This is a genomic window from Ruegeria lacuscaerulensis (genome assembly GCF_013034745.1).
Lineage (GTDB): Bacteria > Pseudomonadota > Alphaproteobacteria > Rhodobacterales > Rhodobacteraceae > Ruegeria > Ruegeria lacuscaerulensis_B.
Map to the genome: position 1 here is coordinate 1 of NZ_WQGP01000002.1, position 20,041 is coordinate 20,041.

Annotated in this window: 17 protein-coding genes and 1 tRNA gene; 8 read left to right on the top strand and 10 right to left on the bottom strand. The window is 58.7% G+C overall.

Translation table 11 applies throughout. From position 1 onward, the window contains the following. Window positions 1-480 precede the first annotated feature (480 nt). A complete protein-coding gene (locus tag GOV79_RS03525) occupies window positions 481-1,935 on the top strand; it encodes a BCCT family transporter (RefSeq protein WP_237217947.1) in 1,455 nt (484 codons plus the stop codon). 127 nt (window positions 1,936-2,062) lie between these two features. Here the strand turns inward: GOV79_RS03525 and GOV79_RS03530 are convergent. Then, a tRNA-Leu gene (locus GOV79_RS03530) sits at window positions 2,063-2,148 on the bottom strand. Window positions 2,149-2,291: 143 nt separating this feature from the next. Here GOV79_RS03530 and GOV79_RS03535 point away from each other — a divergent pair. Both GOV79_RS03535 and GOV79_RS03540 read left to right on the top strand, forming a co-directional pair. Next, window positions 2,292-2,870 (top strand): YqaA family protein, encoded by a 579-nt coding sequence (locus GOV79_RS03535; protein WP_170788626.1) that lies wholly within the window; start codon window positions 2,292-2,294, stop codon window positions 2,868-2,870. Continuing rightward, window positions 2,867-3,352 (top strand): disulfide bond formation protein B, encoded by a 486-nt coding sequence (locus tag GOV79_RS03540; protein WP_170774176.1) that lies wholly within the window; start codon window positions 2,867-2,869, stop codon window positions 3,350-3,352. Before GOV79_RS03535 ends, GOV79_RS03540 begins: the two co-directional genes overlap by 4 nt. Here GOV79_RS03540 and GOV79_RS03545 read toward each other — a convergent pair. Beyond that, complete coding sequence (locus GOV79_RS03545) at window positions 3,322-3,909, bottom strand: HNH endonuclease (RefSeq protein WP_170774178.1); 588 nt, start codon at window positions 3,907-3,909, stop codon at window positions 3,322-3,324. The genes GOV79_RS03540 and GOV79_RS03545 overlap by 31 nt on opposite strands. 209 nt (window positions 3,910-4,118) lie before the next feature. Between GOV79_RS03545 and GOV79_RS03550 the strand changes: the two genes are divergently transcribed. Both GOV79_RS03550 and GOV79_RS03555 read left to right on the top strand, forming a co-directional pair. Further along, window positions 4,119-4,724 (top strand): pseudouridine synthase, encoded by a 606-nt coding sequence (locus GOV79_RS03550; protein ID WP_170788627.1) that lies wholly within the window; start codon window positions 4,119-4,121, stop codon window positions 4,722-4,724. 31 nt (window positions 4,725-4,755) lie between these two features. Beyond that, window positions 4,756-5,181: a VOC family protein gene (locus GOV79_RS03555; RefSeq protein WP_170774181.1), complete on the top strand. Its 426-nt coding sequence runs from the start codon at window positions 4,756-4,758 to the stop codon at window positions 5,179-5,181. Between the two features lie 2 nt (window positions 5,182-5,183). Here the strand turns inward: GOV79_RS03555 and GOV79_RS03560 are convergent, their stop codons facing one another. Genes GOV79_RS03560 through GOV79_RS03570 form a run of 3 tightly spaced genes read right to left on the bottom strand, consistent with a single transcriptional unit; the run spans window position 5,184 to window position 6,826 of the window. After that, window positions 5,184-5,486: a putative quinol monooxygenase gene (locus GOV79_RS03560; RefSeq protein WP_170788628.1), complete on the bottom strand. Its 303-nt coding sequence runs from the start codon at window positions 5,484-5,486 to the stop codon at window positions 5,184-5,186. A gap of 45 nt (window positions 5,487-5,531) precedes the next feature. Then, window positions 5,532-6,197 (bottom strand): alpha/beta hydrolase, encoded by a 666-nt coding sequence (locus GOV79_RS03565; protein WP_170788629.1) that lies wholly within the window; start codon window positions 6,195-6,197, stop codon window positions 5,532-5,534. After that, window positions 6,194-6,826, bottom strand: coding sequence for a DNA-3-methyladenine glycosylase family protein (locus tag GOV79_RS03570; protein WP_170774187.1), 633 nt, complete (start codon window positions 6,824-6,826; stop codon window positions 6,194-6,196). The genes GOV79_RS03565 and GOV79_RS03570 overlap by 4 nt, the downstream gene beginning before the upstream one ends. Before the next feature lie 97 nt (window positions 6,827-6,923). On the opposite strand from GOV79_RS03570, the gene GOV79_RS03575 reads away from it, so the two are divergent. Next, window positions 6,924-8,150: an MFS transporter gene (locus GOV79_RS03575; RefSeq protein ID WP_170788630.1), complete on the top strand. Its 1,227-nt coding sequence runs from the start codon at window positions 6,924-6,926 to the stop codon at window positions 8,148-8,150. 3 nt (window positions 8,151-8,153) lie between these two features. On the opposite strand, the gene GOV79_RS03580 is transcribed toward GOV79_RS03575, so the two are convergent. The 3 genes from GOV79_RS03580 to cysS are packed head-to-tail and all read right to left on the bottom strand — an operon-like array spanning window position 8,154 to window position 11,964. Then, window positions 8,154-8,936 (bottom strand): squalene/phytoene synthase family protein, encoded by a 783-nt coding sequence (locus GOV79_RS03580; protein WP_170788631.1) that lies wholly within the window; start codon window positions 8,934-8,936, stop codon window positions 8,154-8,156. Then, window positions 8,933-10,567, bottom strand: coding sequence for a citramalate synthase (gene cimA / locus GOV79_RS03585; RefSeq protein WP_170788632.1), 1,635 nt, complete (start codon window positions 10,565-10,567; stop codon window positions 8,933-8,935). The genes GOV79_RS03580 and cimA overlap by 4 nt, the downstream gene beginning before the upstream one ends. Continuing rightward, entirely contained in the window at window positions 10,567-11,964 is a 1,398-nt protein-coding gene (gene cysS / locus GOV79_RS03590; protein WP_170788633.1) for a cysteine--tRNA ligase, read from the bottom strand. The genes cimA and cysS overlap by 1 nt, the downstream gene beginning before the upstream one ends. A gap of 260 nt (window positions 11,965-12,224) precedes the next feature. Between cysS and GOV79_RS03595 the strand changes: the two genes are divergently transcribed. Further along, the gene (locus tag GOV79_RS03595; protein WP_170788634.1) at window positions 12,225-13,403 is read left to right on the top strand and encodes a pyridoxal phosphate-dependent aminotransferase; all 1,179 of its coding nucleotides are present in this window, start codon (window positions 12,225-12,227) and stop codon (window positions 13,401-13,403) included. Window positions 13,404-13,408: 5 nt separating this feature from the next. Here GOV79_RS03595 and GOV79_RS03600 read toward each other — a convergent pair whose 3' ends face one another. Then, on the bottom strand, window positions 13,409-13,948 hold the full coding sequence (locus GOV79_RS03600; RefSeq protein WP_237217939.1) for an outer membrane protein: 540 nt from the start codon (window positions 13,946-13,948) through the stop codon (window positions 13,409-13,411). 392 nt (window positions 13,949-14,340) lie between these two features. On the opposite strand from GOV79_RS03600, the gene GOV79_RS03605 reads away from it, so the two are divergent. Continuing rightward, the gene (locus tag GOV79_RS03605; RefSeq protein ID WP_170788635.1) at window positions 14,341-15,885 is read left to right on the top strand and encodes a trimethylamine methyltransferase family protein; all 1,545 of its coding nucleotides are present in this window, start codon (window positions 14,341-14,343) and stop codon (window positions 15,883-15,885) included. Between the two features lie 300 nt (window positions 15,886-16,185). On the opposite strand, the gene GOV79_RS03610 is transcribed toward GOV79_RS03605, so the two are convergent. Further along, window positions 16,186-19,800 carry a vitamin B12-dependent ribonucleotide reductase gene (locus GOV79_RS03610; protein WP_170774201.1) on the bottom strand — a complete coding sequence of 1,205 codons (3,615 nt, stop codon included), beginning with the start codon at window positions 19,798-19,800 and terminating at the stop codon, window positions 16,186-16,188. Window positions 19,801-20,041 lie beyond the last annotated feature (241 nt).

Here is a 20,041-nt window from a genome sequence, read left to right on the forward strand (position 1 = left end):
CCGTGCCAATCGTGATGAACTCCTCAGCATAAGCCGCAGGCGACAAAAATGCGGCAACGACAGAGCCAAGGGCCAGTTTTCTGCTGTGTTTCATTTGAATAACTCCCATGTTTTTATTGTGTTTGAGAGAATTTTCAGAGCGCCCTGGCCGGGCACATGCACAAGCTTTGCACCGTTCAACCCGGCAACAGGGTCAAACATCTGAATTTTCTACGTCTCCCAACTGCTTCGACGTTTCATTCAGAGACCCGGCTTGTCAACCCCCGCCCGCAGCGCAACGTCCCGGCACCGCATATCTGAGGGCCGATGACGAAAATTCCCCTCAGTAGAACGGTCGACCCCCCTTTCGGCCGCTACGCAGCGCGACACAGTATGTCCCATGCTTTATTTCAAGCCGGGGATGGGATTAACTAAGCCTAACAGACCAGAAGGTGAAAAAACTTGGAAAACAACGGCCCAAGCCCGCTTTTGATTACTGCGTTGCTCCTCAGTGCCGCGATTGCCAGTTGGGGTCTCGCTGACCCTCAAGGGTTGGGCAGATTGGCTGAAACTGCGGTGGCCACTCAGTTCAACAGCCGCGGCTGGTTCATCATGCTTGAGGTCAGCGGCCTTCTTTTCGTGGCTATTTTCCTTGCCCTGTCCCGCTTTGGCGATATCCGTCTGGGAAGCGACGCGACCGAGCCCGAGTTCTCGACACCCGCCTGGATCGCGATGCTGTTTGCGGCCGGAATGGGTGTTGGGCTGTTGTTTTATGGCGCAGCCGAACCTCTGACTCATTTCGAGGTGCTCAAACAGTACAATAACGATGCCGAAGCCGCCAGCTATGCGATGTTCGTGACCTACCTGAACTGGGGCTTTCACGCATGGGCGATCTACGGAATTGTAGCGCTTGTCATTGCCTATTTCGCTTATCGTCGGGGTGGGTCAATGTTGCTAAGCGCACCCGTCGTCGAGGCGTTGGGCGATGTACGCTGGACTCGTGCGATGGGATGGATCTTTGACCTCCTGTCCATCGTCGCCATCGCGGTCGGCCTGGCCGGGTCAATGGCAATGGGTGTATTCCAGATACAAACCGGCGTGGCTGGCCTGATCGGAATAGATACGCCCGAGGTCCTGACCTACCCGGTGTTCATTGCGCTTTGTATCGCGTTCATCATCCCGCTACGAAAAGAGCTTGGAGATGGAATGGCGAAACTGTCGAACGCGGCGATGCTGATTGCCGTGGCCATGATGATTTATCTTTTGATTCTGGGCCCGACCTCATTTTTGATGAATGACATTGTCGCCGGATTTGGCCGCTACCTGTTCGAAGTTTTACCCGCTGGATTCTCGACGGCCGAATTTTTTGACGAAACCATCGTAAACTGGTTCCAAAGCTGGACACTGAACTACATGATCTGGTGGCTGGCGTGGTCGCCTTTTGTCGGCATATTCATCGCCCGGATCTCGCGCGGGAGAACGATCCGAGAATTTCTTGTCGGCGTGATCATAGCACCCACCCTGTTTTCGATACTTTGGTTCGGTATTTTTGGCGGCCTTGGCTTCTATGACGCTCTGCGTCAGGACGGGGCACTATCGGTTATCAACGCCCAGAATTTGGACGCAACCACGTTTGCCCTGCTGGAACGGTTCCCCTTGGATTCCATCACGCGGGCCGCGACCGTGTTGGCGGCGTTCTTGTTTGTCGTAACCAGTGTCGTCAGCGCCGGCTTCACTCTTGCCATGATCGGAACCGGCGGCGATCAGAATCCCTCGCCGCGTATTCGAACCGTCTGGGGTGCCATTCTCGGAGCGTTGGGGCTTGCGATGATTCTGGTCGGGGATATCGGACTTGTCCGCTCTATCATCGCACTGTCGGCCATCGCATTTGTCTTCATCGTTCCAGTTCTGGTGATCTGCCTGTTCAAATCCCTATCGCAAGAGGCCCGTTCATGAGCCAAGCCCTGATCGATACCGTTCTGAACGTGAACGTCTTTGCCTATATGGGATTTCTGATCTGGCTCGTGCTTCGACCCAAGAAATGACCCCTGTTCGGGTAAGGTATCAGAACAATTTGCGGAGGTGGTGCCCAAGGAGAGACTCGAACTCTCACGATGTTACCATCGGGGGATTTTGAATCCCCTGCGTCTACCATTCCGCCACTTGGGCAACGAACACTGGATTAGCGCCCATGGCCCAGAAGGTCCAGAGGCAAAAAACACCGCGCGAAAGGTTTGTTTCACCTGCAAGGTTGACGCCCCACAAAGCGCATGATTTGGCTGGCGGGGAATGAAACAGGATTTGAGCGTCTGATGCTGCGATCTCTTTACGACTGGACCCTTCGTCTAGCCGAACATCCGCACGCGCTGTGGGCGCTTGCCTTTGTGGCGTTCATCGAAAGCTCGTTCTTTCCGATCCCCCCCGACGTTTTGATGATTCCCATGATCATCGCCCGCCCGTCTCGGGCGTGGCTGATTGCCAGCGTCGCTTTGGTCGCTTCGGTTCTGGGGGGAATGTTGGGCTATGCCATCGGGGCGTTCTTTTACGAAAGTATCGGTGCGCCCATCCTTGAATCCATGGGCAAGGGCCACGCGATGGAGGAGTTCAACACCCGCTTCAACGATTTCGGCTTCTGGGCCGTGCTGGCGGCAGGCGTGACCCCCTTCCCATACAAGGTGATCACCATCATGTCGGGTTGGACGGGGATGCCGCTGGGCACGTTCATTGCAACCTCGATCTTGGCCCGCGCGCTGCGGTTTTTCCTGGTGGCGGGTCTGCTATGGGGTTTTGGTGAGCCCATCCGAGGTTTCATCGAAAAGCGCCTGGGTCTTATGTTCACCCTGTTCATCCTTTTGCTATTTGGTGGCTTTCTGGTGGTGAAATACCTATGACACGACGTACTCTGTTGATTTTCTGTGCGGCCGGCGGGTCGGCTGCGCTGTTGCTGGGGGCGTGGGGCTTTCAGTATCTTGGCGGTCTGGCACCGTGCAAAATGTGTATCTGGCAGCGCTACCCACATGGGGCCGCTGCCGTGATCGGCGCTTTGGCCTTGGCGCTGCCGCGCTTTGGACTGCTGCCGCTGCTGGGCGCGCTCGCCGCACTGGCCACCTCGGCCATTGGCGTCTTTCATGCGGGGGTCGAGCAAGGCTGGTGGGAAGGTCCGACAAGCTGCACGTCGGGCGATATCGGTGGGATGTCGACCAATGACTTGTTCGATCAGATCATGACCGCACCGCTAGTGCGCTGCGACGATATCCCGTGGCAAATGCTGGGTCTGTCGATGGCCGGATGGAACGCCGTGATCTCGGCCGGGTTGGTGCTGATCTGGCTGGCGGCGTGGCGTCAGAACTCGTCCAGTTCCGCATCCCAGTAAAGGAAGTCGATCCAACTGTCATGCAGGTGATTGGGCGGGAATTTCCGCCCGATATTGCGCAACGCTTCGGCATCGGGCTGACGCGGAGGTTTGCGCAAGCTCATCCCCGCCTGCCGCAAGGATTTCGACCCCTTTCGCAGGTTGCAAGGGCTGCACGCCGCCACAACATTCTGCCAACTGGTCACGCCACCCGCGGCGCGCGGCACCACATGGTCAAAGGTCAGATCACCCCGGCTGCCACAATACTGACAGCGGAATTCATCCCTCAGAAATAAATTAAAGCGCGTGAAGGCCACGCGCTTTCTGGGTTTTACGTAATCTTTCAGCACAACAACCGACGGTATTCGGATTTGGGTGCTGGGGCTTCGAACGACCTCGTCATATTCGGCCACGATATCCACCCGATCCAGCCAGGCCGCCTTGATCGCTTCTTGCCAGGGCCACAACGACAGAGGGTAGTAGGACAAGGGGCGATAATCGGCGTTCAAAACCAATGCCGGATGATGCCTCAGCGCACCGGGTTCCCTGACAAATTCGGTCCTGAAGTCTGCGTCCATATCAGAATCGCTCCTCGCTCTGCTCTGCCCGTTTGACATCAGAGCGGGGAACACCCGCCCCGGCCTTAACTTAACTATATATCGTGTTAAAACTCTGACAAGCCCCGAGTTTCCACAATATCTCGGGATTGATTATTCCGAATCCGTAACAGAGACGTGACGGTTATCCACAGCTTGCGCCGCTGTGTCCTGCACGCTAAGGCGGGCCCATGGCCTGGTTCATCCGATTCAACAAACCTTTTGACGTGCTGCCGCAGTTCACCGACCGCGCCAATGAAGGCTCGCCGCGCAGTACCCTGTCGGATTTCATCGACCTACCCGGTGTCTACCCGGCCGGTCGGTTGGACCGGGACAGCGAAGGCTTGATGCTTTTGACAGACAATGGCCGTCTGCAGGCCCATATCTCAGATCCCAAACACAAAATGTCCAAAACCTATTGGGTTCAGGTCGAGGGGCGGCCCGACACCGCCGCCCTGAAGGTACTGCGCGACGGGGTAGAGTTGAAAGACGGCGTAACGCGCCCCGCCAAGGCTCGTCTGATGGACGAACCCGAAGGGCTATGGCCGCGCACCCCTCCAATCCGGGTACGTCAGACGGTGCCGGATTGCTGGATCGAATTGATCCTGCGCGAGGGTAAGAACCGACAGGTTCGTCGTATGACGGCGGCTGTTGGACACCCTACCCTGCGCTTGATCCGTGCTCGTGTCGGCGACTGGGCACTGGACGGATTGCAGCCCGGCCAATGGGACAGCTTGCCCGAACCTGCGTTCAACGCGGCCCCACAACGTAAACGCGACCGCCGCACGCGCCGGTGACAAAAACCGCGATTTGTGATAGGCTTACGCCATGAAGATCACACCAGATATCCCGACCCCCAACGGTATTCTCGAGGCTGCGATCTATGTCGATGATCTGGACGCCGCTGAACGGTTCTATGGTGAGATTCTGGAGTTAGAAAAAATCCAGCGCATTGCCGACCGGCATGTATTCTATCGCGTCGGCGCTTCGGTTCTGCTGGTGTTCAACGCGGACGAGACCGAGAAACCGCCCCAGAACCCAGACTTGCCCGTGCCGCCGCACGGCGCGCGTGGACCGGGCCATGTGTGCCTGTCCATGCCGCGCGCGCAGATCGAAGCGATGCGCAAACATCTGCTGGACTGGAACGTGCCAATTGATGCGGAGTTCGACTGGCCTAACGGCGCGCGTTCGATCTATGTGCGCGACCCGGCAGGTAATTCGGTGGAGTTCGCAGAACCCCACCTGTGGGGCTGACCCTAGCTCAGTGGCTGTTTCTCACCACCCACAATCCGGCACACGCTGTTCGAGATCACGCCAACCTCGGCCAGAGCGGCCCGAAACGCAGCCATATGCGTAGTGGCGAAATGCGCCTCTAGCGCGGCTTGGCTTTCCCATTCTTCGTAGACACGAAACAGGTTGGGATGCCCCAGAATCTGGCTGAATTCATAAACGATACAGCCCATTTCCTGCACCGTTTCCGACACCATTTCCTGCGCTGCTTTTGCAGCCTTTTCAACACCTTCTGGCGCGACCTCAACCACTCCTGTGACCACCAGCATTGCCAATCCTTTCTGGTTTAAACTCGTTCAGACCCAAATAGGGGTTCAAAGGCTCAGCTTATCGCGCATGAAGGCCAGTGCCACGCTCAGGCCATCGGGGGCGATCCCGTGGCCGGTGCCCTTCATGACATGGGCGTAGACCTCTTTGAAATCAGCGGCTTGCAGAGCTTCGGCGGCTTCGGGCAGAGACTGAGGCGGAACCACGTCATCAGCGTCACCATGCACCAGCAGGACCGGCATCCGACTGACGGTTTCATCGGGCAGAAGATCTGGCTCCAGCAACCGGCCCGAGAAGGCCACGATCCCGGCGACCGGATCCTCGCGACGCGGGGCGACATACAGGCTCATCATCGTGCCCTGTGAAAACCCGAATAGAACCACCTGTTCAGGTAAAACGTCCTCGTCGACCATCAGCGCGTCAAGGAAGGCGTTGAAATCTTCGACCGCCATCTCCATGCCACGGCGCGCCTCTTCTTCGGAGGAGCCATCGATCCACGGGATCGGGAACCATTGAAATCCGTTGGGCATACCGGGGATTTGCTCGGGCGCGTCGGGCGCCACGAACAGCGTGTCCGGCAGGTGTTCACCAAGCGGATCGGCCAGACCCAGCAGGTCAGCCCCGTTAGCGCCATAGCCATGCACAAACACCACGACCGAGCGTGTGTCGCCCGAAACCGGCTCTTTTCGGAGCGCATTCAATACTCTAGTCATCTGATCCCTTCTCGTTCCTTGGCCACCCGGTAATAGGCCCACAGCACCCGCGCCGCAACCGAGCGCCAGGGCGACCACGCCTCGGCCATCTGTCGCAGTTCTTTGTCGGTCGGTCGCTTGGGCAAATCGTAGAGAATACGCGCGGCCTCTTGCAGCGCCAGGTCGCCGGGTGCAATCACATCGGCTCGGCCCAGCGAGAACATGGCATAAATCTCGGCTGTCCAGACCCCGATGCCGGGAACCTCGGTTAAAATAGCGACAACATCCGCATCAGGAAGGTCGCGTAATGCCTTGTAATCAATACGCGCCTCGGCCAGCGCGCGAGCATAACGGATTTTCTGACGGCTCAACCCAACGCCGCGCAGGTCATCTTCCGTGGCCCACATGATCTTGCGCGGGCCGGTCAGTTTCGCCTCCTGCAAGCGCTTCCAGATCGCATTCGCCGAGGCCACACTGACCTGCTGGCTGACAATCGCGCTAAGCAGCTGCGCGAACCCGTCGGGCTTGCGACGCAAGGGCAACGGCCCCACCTGATCCAACGCATAAGCCATGCGCGGGCAGGCATCGCCCAGCCACTCGGCCCCTTCCCGCACACAGTCATTGGTTTCGATGATACGTCCGACGGACATGCGGGCCTCAGGCTGTTTGATTGCGCACACGTTAGGCTGCTTTGCCGCATATGCAACCCGCTTGTACAAGGCGGTTTTCGCGGCTACCCATAGGCGCATGACGATGACCGCCACCGCCCCCAATGACAGTCAAGCCAAACGTAACGTGGCAGTGCTGGTCGCAGCCCAAGCCATGCTGGGTGCGCAGATGCCAATGGTATTCATCGTCGGCGGGTTGGCCGGTCAATCGCTGGCGACCAATGCCTGCTTGGCGACACTGCCAATCTCACTGATCGTTCTGGGCTCGATGCTAGCGGCGACACCGATTTCGGCCATCATGCAACGCTGGGGACGACGGACCGGGTTTCTGGTGGGCGCCACGGCGGGCGCGTTTGGCGGGCTGGTTGGGGCCTATGGCCTCTACCTCGGGTCGTTTCCGGTGTTCTTGCTGGGCAGTCTGTTGACCGGTGTCTACATGAGCGCGCACGGGTTCTATCGCTTTGCTGCTGCCGATACCGCGTCCGAGGCATTCCGGCCCAAGGCGATTTCATATGTCATGGCTGGCGGACTGGCGGCCGCCATTGTTGGCCCACAGATCGTCAAACTGACTTCGACCGCCTATGTGATTCCGTTCCTTGGCACCTATCTGGCGATCATCGCGCTGAACATCATCGGATCGGCCCTGTTCTTCTTTCTGGATATTCCAACGCCACCGAAAGCAGAAGAAGGCGCATCTACAGGTCGTACGCGCCTTGAGATGCTGAAAACCCCGCGCATCGCCGTGGCCATCATTTGCGCAATGGTGTCCTATGCGCTGATGAACCTAGTGATGACCTCGACCCCGCTGGCTGTTGTGGGATGCGGCTTCTCGGCCAATGATGCGGCGGATGTGGTGACCGGCCATGTGCTGGCCATGTATATCCCCAGTTTCTTTACCGGTCAGTTGATCGCGCGCTTCGGGGTGGAAAAAATCGTCGCCCTTGGCCTTGCCATTCTGGCAGGCGCCGGTGTCGTCGCGCTGCAAGGTGTTGAGCTAGAAAACTTTTTCATTGCCCTGATCCTGCTGGGCATTGGTTGGAACTTTGGCTTTATTGGCGCTACCACGATGCTAGCCGCCTCGCATGACGTAAGCGAGCGCGGGCGGATGCAGGGCCTCAACGACTTGTTGGTGTTCGGAGGCGTGACACTGGCCTCATTGTCCTCGGGCGGGTTGATGAACTGTTCGGGCGGATCCCCGGTTGAAGGGTGGACAGCCGTGAACCTTGCCATGATCCCACTGCTGACACTGGCCGGAGGCGCGCTGCTGTGGCTCGTCCTGCGCCCGGCCGAGCCGGAAACGGCCTGAAACCTACCAGCGTCCTCGGGCAACATTCCACATCAGTGACGCCCGCCGACGAATTTCGCCTTGCGCCAACGCACCGGCCGCAACGCGCTCGGGCTCTGCAATCGCTTTGCGCAACACCCAATCGGTCTGCCAACCTACATGCATCGCAGGGCATGCCTCGGGCGAAACACGCGATCTGTTCGCTCGTGCGGATTCTAAACGCTCCAACGCCGATCCCGCCAGCGCCTGCACCCCTGCAGGTGTCCCGTCCAACAATGGGATACGACCGCGTGCTTCAAGTTCTGGGATCGCCCGCAACCAGTTGGCAACGCCTACAGCATAACCAAAATCGCGCAGCAATTGCTCGTCGGCTTCACCCAAGGCTTGCGCCGAAGCGACCATCAGCGACCCTGCGCTTTGATACAGATAATTATCGAAATGCGCCTGATCCTCGAACGGGTCGCGGTAGATATCCCAGCGCCTTACAGCCACATATTCATCCAATGCGACAGCCAGATGTGGTGATAGAACGCGGGACAAGGGTGTGACGACCTCATGCCTGCGCACCGTGTTGCCTTCGGCAATCTCCTGCAACGCATCCCGCCACCATTGCAGACGCATCTCGGCAATCATGGTTTCCTGCGTGACCCAGGGCGCGCGCGCGACCTCGACATTCAGTGCATAGATCGGGAACAGAACAACCCGTGCGGCAACCGGAGCAGCCATCGCCGCCATGAACCGATCCGGATCGGCGCGATGCACCAGTACCGCGCAGGCTTTTACGTCATCGTCAAAGGCAACGCTCACTCGGCCACCGCAGTCTGTCTTTCGCAATCACGCACCAGCTTCCACTGGATCGCATCCAGCAGCGCCTCGAACGAGGCATCGACTATGTTCGCGCTGACGCCAACGGTGGACCAGCGCCGCCCCTGCCCGTCTTCGCTGTCGATGATGACGCGGGTGACAGCCTCGGTCCCGCCTTGGGTGATACGCACCTTGAAATCCACCAGCCGCATATCGGACAGCACCTGCGAATATTGCCCCAGATCTTTCGCCAGCGCCTTGGCAAGCGCGTTCACCGGGCCTCTGTCGCTGCCATCCTCATCCAGAGACTCGCTGACCGACAGCTTCTTTTCGCCGTCGACCTTCACCACGACCACAGCCTCCGACAGGCTAACCATCTTGTTATACTTGTTCTTGCGCCGCTCGACCGTGACCTTATAGCGCTTGACCTCGAAGAACTCTGGCAGTTGACCCAGCTCATCCCGCGCCAGCAATTCAAAACTGGCCTGCGCGGTGTCATAGGAATAGCCCTCGGCCTCGCGCTGCTTAATCCTGTCAAGGATACGCCCCAGCGCCGGGTCGGCTTTTTCCACCGACAGCCCCGCCTCGGTCAGACGCTTGCGCAGGTTCGACTGGCCCGCCTGGTTCGACATCGGGATGATCCGCGCATTGCCGACCGCACCGGGGTCGATATGCTCATAGGTCGAGGGATCCTTGAGGATCGCACTGGCGTGCAACCCCGCCTTGTGGGCAAAGGCCGAGGCCCCCACATAGGCCGACTGCTTGCTGGGCACCCGGTTCAGGATATCATCCAGCATCCGGCTGATCCGCGTCAGCCCAGCCAGCGCCTGCGTGCTGACGCCGATGTCAAACTGCGAGGCATAGGGTTCTTTCAGCAACAAGGTCGGGATCAGAGCAGTCAGGTTCGCATTCCCACACCGTTCACCCAGCCCGTTCAGCGTGCCTTGTATCTGCCGCGCGCCTGCGTCGACAGCGGCCAGTGAACAGGCCACCGCGTTTTCGGTATCGTTATGCGTATGAATGCCCAACCGATCGCCAGGCAGCCCTGCGGCAATCACCTCAGACACGATGCGCGACACCTCGGCGGGCAGCGCACCGCCATTGGTATCGCACAGAACAACCCAGCGCGCGCCTGCGTCCAGCGCCGCCCGGCAGACTTCGACCGCATAGGCGGGATTGTCCTTGTAGCCGTCAAAGAAATGCTCGGCGTCAAACAGCGCCTCGCGCCCCTGCGCCACGATATGCGCGACCGAGGCGCGGACATTCTCAACATTCTCCTCCAGCGTGGTCCCCAACGCGTGGGTCACGTGGTAATCATGCGATTTTCCCACGAGACAGACGGCCTGCGTCCCCGCGTTCATAACAGCGGCCAAAACATCGTCATTTTCAGCCGAACGCCCCGACCGTTTGGTCATACCAAAGGCCGTCAACCGGGCCGAGGTCTTTGGTGCAACCTCGAAAAACGCGCTGTCGGTGGGGTTTGCACCAGGCCAGCCGCCCTCGATATAGTCCACACCCAGCTCATCCAGAGCCTTGGCGATCTGCACCTTTTCAGCGGTCGAGAACTGCACCCCTTGGGTCTGCTGCCCGTCGCGCAGCGAGGTGTCGTATAGATAAAGCCGTTCCTTCGACATTACACGCCCTCCAGCTTGGCAGCGTCAAACCCGGCCCCCGGCACAAGCTCCACATCGTCCTTGCTCATCCTCACTTCCAGCCCTGCCGCGACATAGGCCGCCTTCAGCCGGTCCACTTCCGAGAAGTCCTTGCTTTGCATCGCCTCGGCGCGCGCCTCGGCCAGACGCGCGGCATGACCCGAAAGATCTGCTGATCCCGTATCAGCCCAAGCACCCATTTCAGGCTCCAACAGCCCCAGAACCTGCGCACTGGCCAACAGGCCCGCCGCGTCACCCTCTGCCGCCAGACGGTGGAGTTCCGCGACAGCCCCCGCCGTGTTCAGGTCATCACTCAGCGCGGCGATCACCGAGGGGGCCGCGCTGGCGGCGGGCTCGATGCCCGCTGTCAGCGCCCGCCACTTGCGCAGCGTCGCCTCGGCCTCGCGGGCCTTCTTCTCGGTCCAATCCATCGGCTTGCGGTAATGCGTTTGCAGGAACACAAACCGGATCACTTCACCCGGAACACCTTGGTCCAACAGGTCATGCACGGTGAAAAAATTACCCAGAGACTTGGACATCTTCTTACCCTCGACCTGCAACATCTCATTGTGCAGCCAGACCCGCGCGAACTCACCCTCGGGATGGGCACAGCAGCTTTGCGCGATCTCGTTCTCATGATGCGGGAACATAAGATCATTGCCGCCGCCGTGAATGTCGAAACTCTCACCCAACAGCTCATAGCTCATGGCCGAGCATTCGATATGCCACCCCGGACGCCCGCGTCCCCACGGGCTGTCCCAGCCTGGAAGCTCATCGCTCGACGGTTTCCACAGCACAAAATCCATCGGGTTCTTCTTGTAGGGCGCAACCTCGACCCGTGCCCCTGCAATCATGTCATCAACCGACCGCCCAGAAAGCGCGCCATAACGCTCTTTCCAACTGTCTACGGCGAACAGCACATGCCCCTCTGCAGCATAGGCGTGGCCTTTGTCGATCAGCCCTTCAATCATCGCGATCATCTGCGAAATATATTCAGTCGCACGCGGCATCTGGTTCGGCTCCAGTGCGCCCAACGCCCCCATATCATGCAGATACCAGCCGATCGTCTCATCCGAGCGTTCCTGCACCAATTGCTCCAATGTGCCCGGCGCGCCAGCTTTCTGACGCGCCAAGGCGGTCGCGTTGATCTTGTCATCCACGTCGGTAAAGTTACGCACATAATTCACGTGATCCGCCCCATAGGTGTGACGCAGTAACCGGTACAGCACGTCAAACACCACCACGGGCCGCGCATTGCCCAGATGGGCGCGGTCATAGACCGTCGGGCCACAGACATACATCCGCACATTATCAGCACTGATCGGCACGAAATCCTCTTTCGTCCGCGTCCGTGTGTTGTGCAGTTTGATCGTGGTCATCGGTCAGCTCCTAAGAACAGCGTGGCGTCTCGCGTTAGCGCGGGCTTAGCAACTTGTCTCAGGGATGAAAACGAAAGAAACCGGCCCGCGTGATAAATCAGCAGGAAATGCAGCAAATAATGATGCAGATCATCGGGTTCATAGGATGTGACTATCACGCGCGCGCCACCACGCCAAGCCCCTGATTTCCGGCTCTGATCCGATTGACAATCGCAAGTCTCTCTGGCCCAACTCGCGTAAGACCCAGACGGAGACCGGCCATGAAACTGTCGCAGCGGATCACGCAGCTTACGGAAGGCGGCAGCGACGGGTGGGGTGTGTTCTATCGCGCCCGCCGGATGATAAGTGAGGGGCAAGCGGTTACCGAACTGACCATAGGTGAACATGACATTCGCACCGATCCGTCGATCTTGGCCGAGATGGAACTGTCTGCACGCCAAGGCCATACGGGCTACGCCATGGTGCCCGGCACCGAACTGCTGCGAGAGACGGTGGCCGCCCGCATTCAGACCCGCACCGGTGTCAATACAACCCGAGACAATATTCTGATCACGCCCGGAGGTCAGTCGGCCCTGTTCGCCGCGCATGTAGCCGTCTGTGACCCCGGTGATGTGGGCCTGTATCTCGACCCTTACTATGCCACCTATCCCGGCACGATCCGAGGGGCCGGAGCGGTTGCGCGTGTGGTTCAAACGACGGCAGAAGACGCGTTCCAACCACGGGCAGACAGGATCGACGCGGCGTCGGAGGGCGCTGTCTCACTTCTGATCAACTCGCCCAACAATCCCACTGGCGTCGTTTATTCGCGCCAAACTTTGGAAGCCGTTGCGGAAGTCTGCCGCAGGCGCGACCTTTGGCTGATCTCGGACGAGGTCTATGACACCCAAGTGTGGGACGGCACGCATATCTCGCCCCGTGCACTGCCAGATATGCTCGCTCGCACGCTGGTAATCGGTTCGATGTCGAAATCCCACGCCATGACCGGATCTCGGTGCGGGTGGGTTGCCGGACCTCCGGATGTGATCGAACACATGATCAATCTGGCCACGCACACAACATATGGCGTTCCTGGTTTCATTCAGGACGCTGCGGTTTTCGCGTTGAACGCGGGCCCCGAGCTTGAGAACCGCATCACCGCCCCTTTCCGCAGACGTCGCAAGCTGGCAATGGATATTCTGGCCGCGCAAAACACGGTCGGGTTGATTCCAGCCCAGGGCGCGATGTATCTGATGCTGGACATTCGCCCCACCGGCCTGAATGGCGAGGGATTTGCCAATGCCCTGCTGGATACACACGCGATTGCCGTCATGCCGGGCGAAAGTTTCGGCCAAGCCGCCGCAGGACATATCCGCGTTGCCATGACCATAGACGACGATCGTTTTGCCGCCGCTTTGCGGACCATATGCTGCTTTGCAGCGGAGCTGAGTTCAGGGCGATAGTTGAATCAGAACCGGAATGTGGTGCGCAGGTTGAACACGTTGGAATCCAGCCCTCCTTCGGATTGGGTGGCATCGTCAAATTCCTGCCGCAACGCCTCACCACTGATGACGAACCGATCGTTGATCGGGTAAGCAACTCCAATGCCATAAACCGCAGCGGTGTCATCATCCGCCGAGGTCTCGGCCCGCGCAGCGCCAACCACGACATATCCCAATGCGGAGCCGAAATCGTACCCTCCGCGCAGCTTCAGCCGGGTCGTGCTGTCCAGACTGCCTTCATTTTGGCTTAACCCAAGGGACAGTCGGTTATATTCAAGCTCTCCGCCCAGAACGAAATTGCCGAAATCGAAATCATATCCGACATGCGGGCCAAAGCTGGTATCGCTTCCGCTTGACCCGTTGGGCCCATCCGCATCCGCATAGCCAAAGCTGAAACCAGCATAGGCACCGCTCCAATCCTCAGCCGCAGCGGGGGCTGCGAGGGCCACCAAAATGGAGGCTAGGAATGCGCGGAACAGTTTCATCGCCTTGCGAAGGCCTTTCATAAAAAAATTTGAGTATTCTTCAGAGACTGGCACAGAACTGTATGCAAATGGTTAAAATTCAATTGAGATCACGAAAAGCTGTTAAACAAGTGACCGAAGTATAACAGATTTCCCGCAAAATGGGGTCTTTTCTTTACTTTACGTCACCTAAGCGATCTGACGACACGGATTGTTTCGCTTTTGACCCATCAGGTCGCAAACAGAACAGATTGCGACGTTTCGGATTGAAAGACTGAACGTCACGAAGCGAGGATCCGCATGCAAAGCGATGTTTGGAAAATCCGGTTGATCAGCCGTACAATCGGGGCGGATCGCGGTCGCGCGGCGCGGGGGCGTCCATTCGGGCGCTAATTGACGCCACCCTGTACGCTTTTCATCTATCGGATCCTGAAATGAACGACCAATCCCGTACATCCTCGCGCAGCGGCGGACGCGCCGCGCGCCGTGCTGCCCGCGCCACGGCCCTACCCGATCACCTGCGCCCAGTGCGCCCCGGCCTTAAGGGCGGTACGTATAAACCTCTGACCGCTCAACAGGTTGAGCAAATACACCAAGCCGCGCTGACAGCGCTGGAAACCATCGGACTTGCCGATGCACCGCAAAGCGGAATCGACTATCTGGTGGGCGCTGGCTGTACCTTGGGCGAGGACGGACGCATCCGGTTTCCGCGCGCACTGGTCGAGGATACGATCGCCAAGGCGAACCGCTCGGTAACCCTGCACAGCCGCGATGGGCAAACTGATCTGGAGCTGTCTGGTACCCGCGTCCACTATGGCACCGCAGGCGCCGCTGTCAGCATGGTCGATGTGGAGGGGCGAGAGTACCGCGATTCGACCGTGCAAGACCTGCACGACGCCGCACGCATCTGCCAGCAACTGGACAATATCCATTTTGTTCAACGCCCTATGGTGTGTCGTGACATCACCGACAATCTGGAAATGGATCTGAACACGGTCTATGCCGCTTGCTCCGGCACCTTCAAACATATCGGCACCTCGTTCACCGAACCTAGCCATGTAGCCCCCGCAGTGGAAATGCTGCACATGATTGCTGGCGGCGAGGACAAATGGCGTGAGCGGCCTTTCGTGTCGAATTCGAACTGTTTCGTAGTGCCTCCGATGAAATTCGCCACCGAAAGCTGCGAAGTGATGGAGGAATGTATCAAAGCTGGAATGCCGGTTCTGCTGCTCTCGGCCGGAATGGCGGGGGCGACCGCACCGTCGACTATCGCGGGAGCAATCGCTCAGGCGACGGCGGAATGTCTTGCAGGGTTGGTTTACGTAAATGCCGTAAGCCCTGGGGCCCCTGCGGTTTTTGGAACATGGCCATTTGGCTTGGACCTGCGCACAGGCGCGATGTCCATCGGGTCGGGCGAACAAGCGCTGCTGACCGCAGGCTGCGCCCAGATGCATCATTTCTACGATCTGCCGGGCGGTGCCGCCGCTGGTGCGTCAGATTCAAAATTGCCCGACATGCAGGCCGGATGGGAGCAGATGTGCTCGAACGTTATGGCCGGCCTGTCCGGGGTGAACATGGTCTATGAGGCCGCTGGTATGCACGCCTCTCTTCTTGGATTTTGCTTTGAAAGCCTTATCTTGGGGGACGATCTTATCGGTCAAGCGCAGCGCTGCGTGCGGGGGATCGAGGTTACGGACGAGACCCTTGCCCTTGATCAGATGGCCGAGGTCTGCATGGGCGGCCCCGGTCACTATCTGGGCACCGAAGCAACGCTCAGCCGGATGCAAGCCGATTACGTGTATCCGACCTATGGCGACCGAACGTCACCCAAAGAATGGGCCGAATTGGACAAGCCTGACCTGATCGCCAAGGCCACGGCCCGGAAAGAGGAAATCCTGTCCGCACCGTCACCCGCACGGTTCGATCCTATGCTGGACGCGGCGATTCGCGAGAAATTTAACATTCATTTGCCAACGTAAGTATTTGAAAAAAAGGGGGCCGAGGCCCCCTTTAAGTTTCGCCATCCAGGCTCATCTCGTTGACCGCCCGGTGTTTTTTTGCCTGCGGCCTGGACTGCGCATGGGACGAGCGCACCCGTCCCGTGAGAGAGTGGGAAAGAGCAATATTCCGCCCCACCCTGTTCCCGACCGACACGGGCATGTCGGCCGAGTGGAAAAAGGCATCGTAGGTAAGTCTCGGCGCCTTCTTCCGTTTTCGTCGGGACCGGGCATTCGGGGGAAAGCCCAGGTCCCTACACCCCGCCTGACGGGGCGTTTGCCTTAGCTACACCCGCTGGTCGCACCGCAGGTGTTGCATTTCATGCAGGTGCCGTTGCGCACCAGCGTGTAATTTCCACATTCACCACAGGGATCGCCCTCGTACCCTTGCATCTTGGCTTTTGTGCGGGCGTCCATACCGGTCGCCACTGCGGTTTCAGCAGGGGCTTCGAACACGGCGGCAGGTTCCGCCATTCCGGTTGCATCCGCTTGCGGCGTGAACATGGCCAAATCCTGCGGCAACCGCTTGCGCAGATACCCGGTCGAGCTGATTTGCTTCAATACTTCCAATGACTTGGAGGCCGCTGTTTCACTGATTTCCGAGACGTTCGAGACGCCCTCTTCCTCGCCCCGACCGATATCGTCGAAGGTCGCGCCTTCGGGCTTCACATGGGCCAGATCAGTGCGGTCCAGATAGCTGACGGCCAGCTCGCGGAAGATGTAGTCCAAGATCGACGTCGCGTTCTTGATCGAGTCGTTGCCCTGCACCATCCCCGCCGGTTCGAACTTGGTGAAGGTGAAGGCGTCCACGAACTCTTCCAGCGGCACGCCGTATTGCAGGCCGACCGAGACCGCGATGGCAAAGTTGTTCATCATCGCGCGGAAGCCAGCGCCTTCCTTGTGCATGTCGATGAAGATCTCACCCAACGAGCCATCCGAATACTCACCCGTCCGCAGATAGACCTTATGGCCGCCAACGATGGCTTTCTGAGTATAACCCTTCCGACGCTCGGGCATCTTTTCGCGGTGAGACCGGACGATTTCCTTGACGACGACCTTCTCGATGACCTTCTCGGCCAGCACGGCAGCTTTTTCGGCCGGTGTGCCGCTTTCCAGAACCTCGGCGGCCTCATCATCATCCTCAACCAATGCAGCGGCCAGAGGCTGAGACAGTTTCGAGCCGTCGCGGTACAGCGCGTTCGCCTTCACACCCAGCGACCACGACAACTCATATGCCTTCTGGCAGTCTTCGATGGTCGCATCGTTCGGCATGTTGATCGTCTTCGAGATCGCACCCGAGATGAAGCTCTGCGCCGCTGCCATCATGGTGATGTGGCTGTCAACCCCAAGGAACCGCTTACCTTTCTTGCCGCACGGGTTGGCACAATCGAAGATGGAATAGTGTTCCTCTTTCAGGTGCGGCGCGCCTTCCAGTGTCATGGTTCCGCAGACGTGATCATTCGCCGCTTCGATATCTGCGCGGGTGAAACCCAGGTGACGCAGCAGGTCGAAGGTCGGGTCATTCAGCTTGGTGGCCGGGATGCCCAGAACGCCGGTGCAGAAATCCTCGCCCAGCGTCCACTGGTTGAAGACAAACCGGATGTCGAAGGCGCTTTCTAGCGCAGCATCCACTTTCGCCAGTTCGTTCGGACCGAAGCCGTGGCCGGTCAAAGAGGTGTGATTGATCCCCGGCGCGTTCCCGATGGTGCCGTGGCCGACCGCGTAGCCCACGATCTCTTCGATCTGAGACGAGGAATAGCCCAGCTTCTCCAGCGCCGAAGGCACCGAACGGTTGATGATCTTGAAGTAACCACCACCGGCCAGCTTCTTGAACTTGACCAGCGCAAAGTCCGGCTCAATCCCGGTGGTGTCGCAATCCATCACCAGACCGATGGTGCCGGTGGGGGCGATCACAGTGGCCTGCGCGTTGCGATAGCCGTTCTTTTCGCCAAGGCTCAGCGCCTCATCCCAGGCCGACATGGCCAAGTCGATCAAACGTTTGTCCGGGCAGTTGCCGTGGTCCAGAGGCACCGGCTTTACCGCCAGCTTCTCATAGCCCTCGGTCACACCTTGCGCAGCACGGCGGTGGTTGCGGATGACACGCAGCATATGATCGGCGTTCCGCTCATAGCCTTTGAACGCACCCAGCTCACCGGCAATTTCGGCAGAGGTCGCATAGGCCACACCTGTCATGATCGCGGTCAACGCGCCACAGATTGCCCGCCCCTCATCCGAGTCGTAGCTGTAGCCCATGTTCATCAGCAGACCGCCGATATTTGCATAGCCCAGACCCAAGGTGCGGAAGTCATAAGACAGTTGCGCGATTTCCTTCGACGGGAACTGCGCCATGGTCACCGAGATTTCCAGCGTCAGGGTCCACAGACGCGAGGCGTGCATATAGTCAGCCGCCTGGAACTCACCATCCTTGAGGAAGGTCAGCAGGTTCATCGACGCCAGGTTACAGGCCGTGTCATCTAGGAACATGTATTCCGAGCACGGGTTCGAGCCGCGGATCTCACCATCTTCTGGGCATGTGTGCCATTCATTGACCGTGTCGTGGAACTGAATGCCCGGATCGGCGCAGGCCCATGCCGCATGTCCAACCTTTTCCCAAAGATCGCGGGCCTTAACGGTCTTTGCGACCTTACCATCGGTCCGGTTGATCAGCTCCCAATCGGCGTCTTTCTCAACGGCGGTCAGGAACGCGTTGGTCACGCGGATCGAGTTGTTCGAGTTCTGGCCCGAGACGGAGCTGTAGGCTTCTGAATCCCAGTCCGTGTCGTAGGTCGGGAACTCGATGCTGTCATGACCCTGCTTGGCATAATCCAGCACGCGCTTGATGTAAGTCTCGGGGATCGCGACCTTTTTGGCCTCGCGCACAGCCGTTTTCAGGCCGTCATTCTTGTTCGGATCATAAGCATCATCAGCGGCACCGTCCCAGCTGCGGATGGCCTCGAAAATGCCGTTCAGCATCTTCTCGTGCATCTTCGATCCGGCAACGATCGAGGCCACCTTCTGCTCTTCGATCACCTTCCATTCGATGAATTGCTCGATATCGGGGTGATCTGCATCGACGATTACCATCTTTGCTGCTCGACGGGTTGTACCGCCTGATTTGATCGCGCCAGCGGCGCGGTCGCCGATCTTGAGAAAGCCCATCAGGCCCGAAGACTTGCCGCCACCCGACAACGCTTCGCCCTCAGCACGCAGATGGCTGAAGTTGGTCCCGGTGCCCGAGCCGTATTTGAACAGGCGCGCCTCGCGCACCCAAAGATCCATGATGCCGCCTTCGTTCACCAGATCATCATCGACGGACTGGATGAAGCACGCATGCGGCTGCGGATGCTCATAGGCAGATTTCGACTTGGTCAGCTTGCCGGTTTTATAGTCGACATAGTGGTGCCCCTGCGCCGGGCCATCGATTCCATAGGCCCAATGCAAGCCAGTGTTGAACCACTGCGGCGAGTTCGGCGCGGCACGCTGGGTGGCCAGCATGTAGCGCATCTCGTCAAAGTAGGCGCGCGCGTCTTCCTCGGTCGAGAAATAGCCGCCCTTCCACCCCCAATAGGCCCATGCACCCGCCAGTCGGTCGAACACCTGTTTGGACGAAGTCTCACCTTCGAATTCCGCGCCATCCGCAGGGACCGAACGCCACAGGAATTCAGGTACATCCTTTTCTTTGACCTTCTTCAGCTTGGACGGAACACCAGCCTTGCGGAAATACTTCTGGGCGATGACATCACTTGCCACCTGGCTCCAGCTGGAGGGCACTTCGATATCATCCAGACGGAAAACAATCGTACCATCAGGGTTACGGATTTCTGACGTTGCCGAAACAAAGTCCAGCTCCGCATAAGCGTCTTGTCCTGATTTGGTGAATTTTCTGTCAATCTTCATGTCCGCCGCCCTAGATTCAATCACTTGTCCTTGTCGCCTCAAGTTCGAGAAAGCGAACCTTTGGCCGTGCCAGAAAATTGGGCGCAAGGAACCGGTCGCTGCCAATGGCAACGAAATTCCGTTTCAACGGTTGCACGTCTCTATGTTGTGCTTTCCGACCCTCGCCCTATGCCGCGCTCCGGATTTCCTACCAGATTTAGTGGCATCATATTCGGCCCATACAATCTGGCGTATTCGGCCA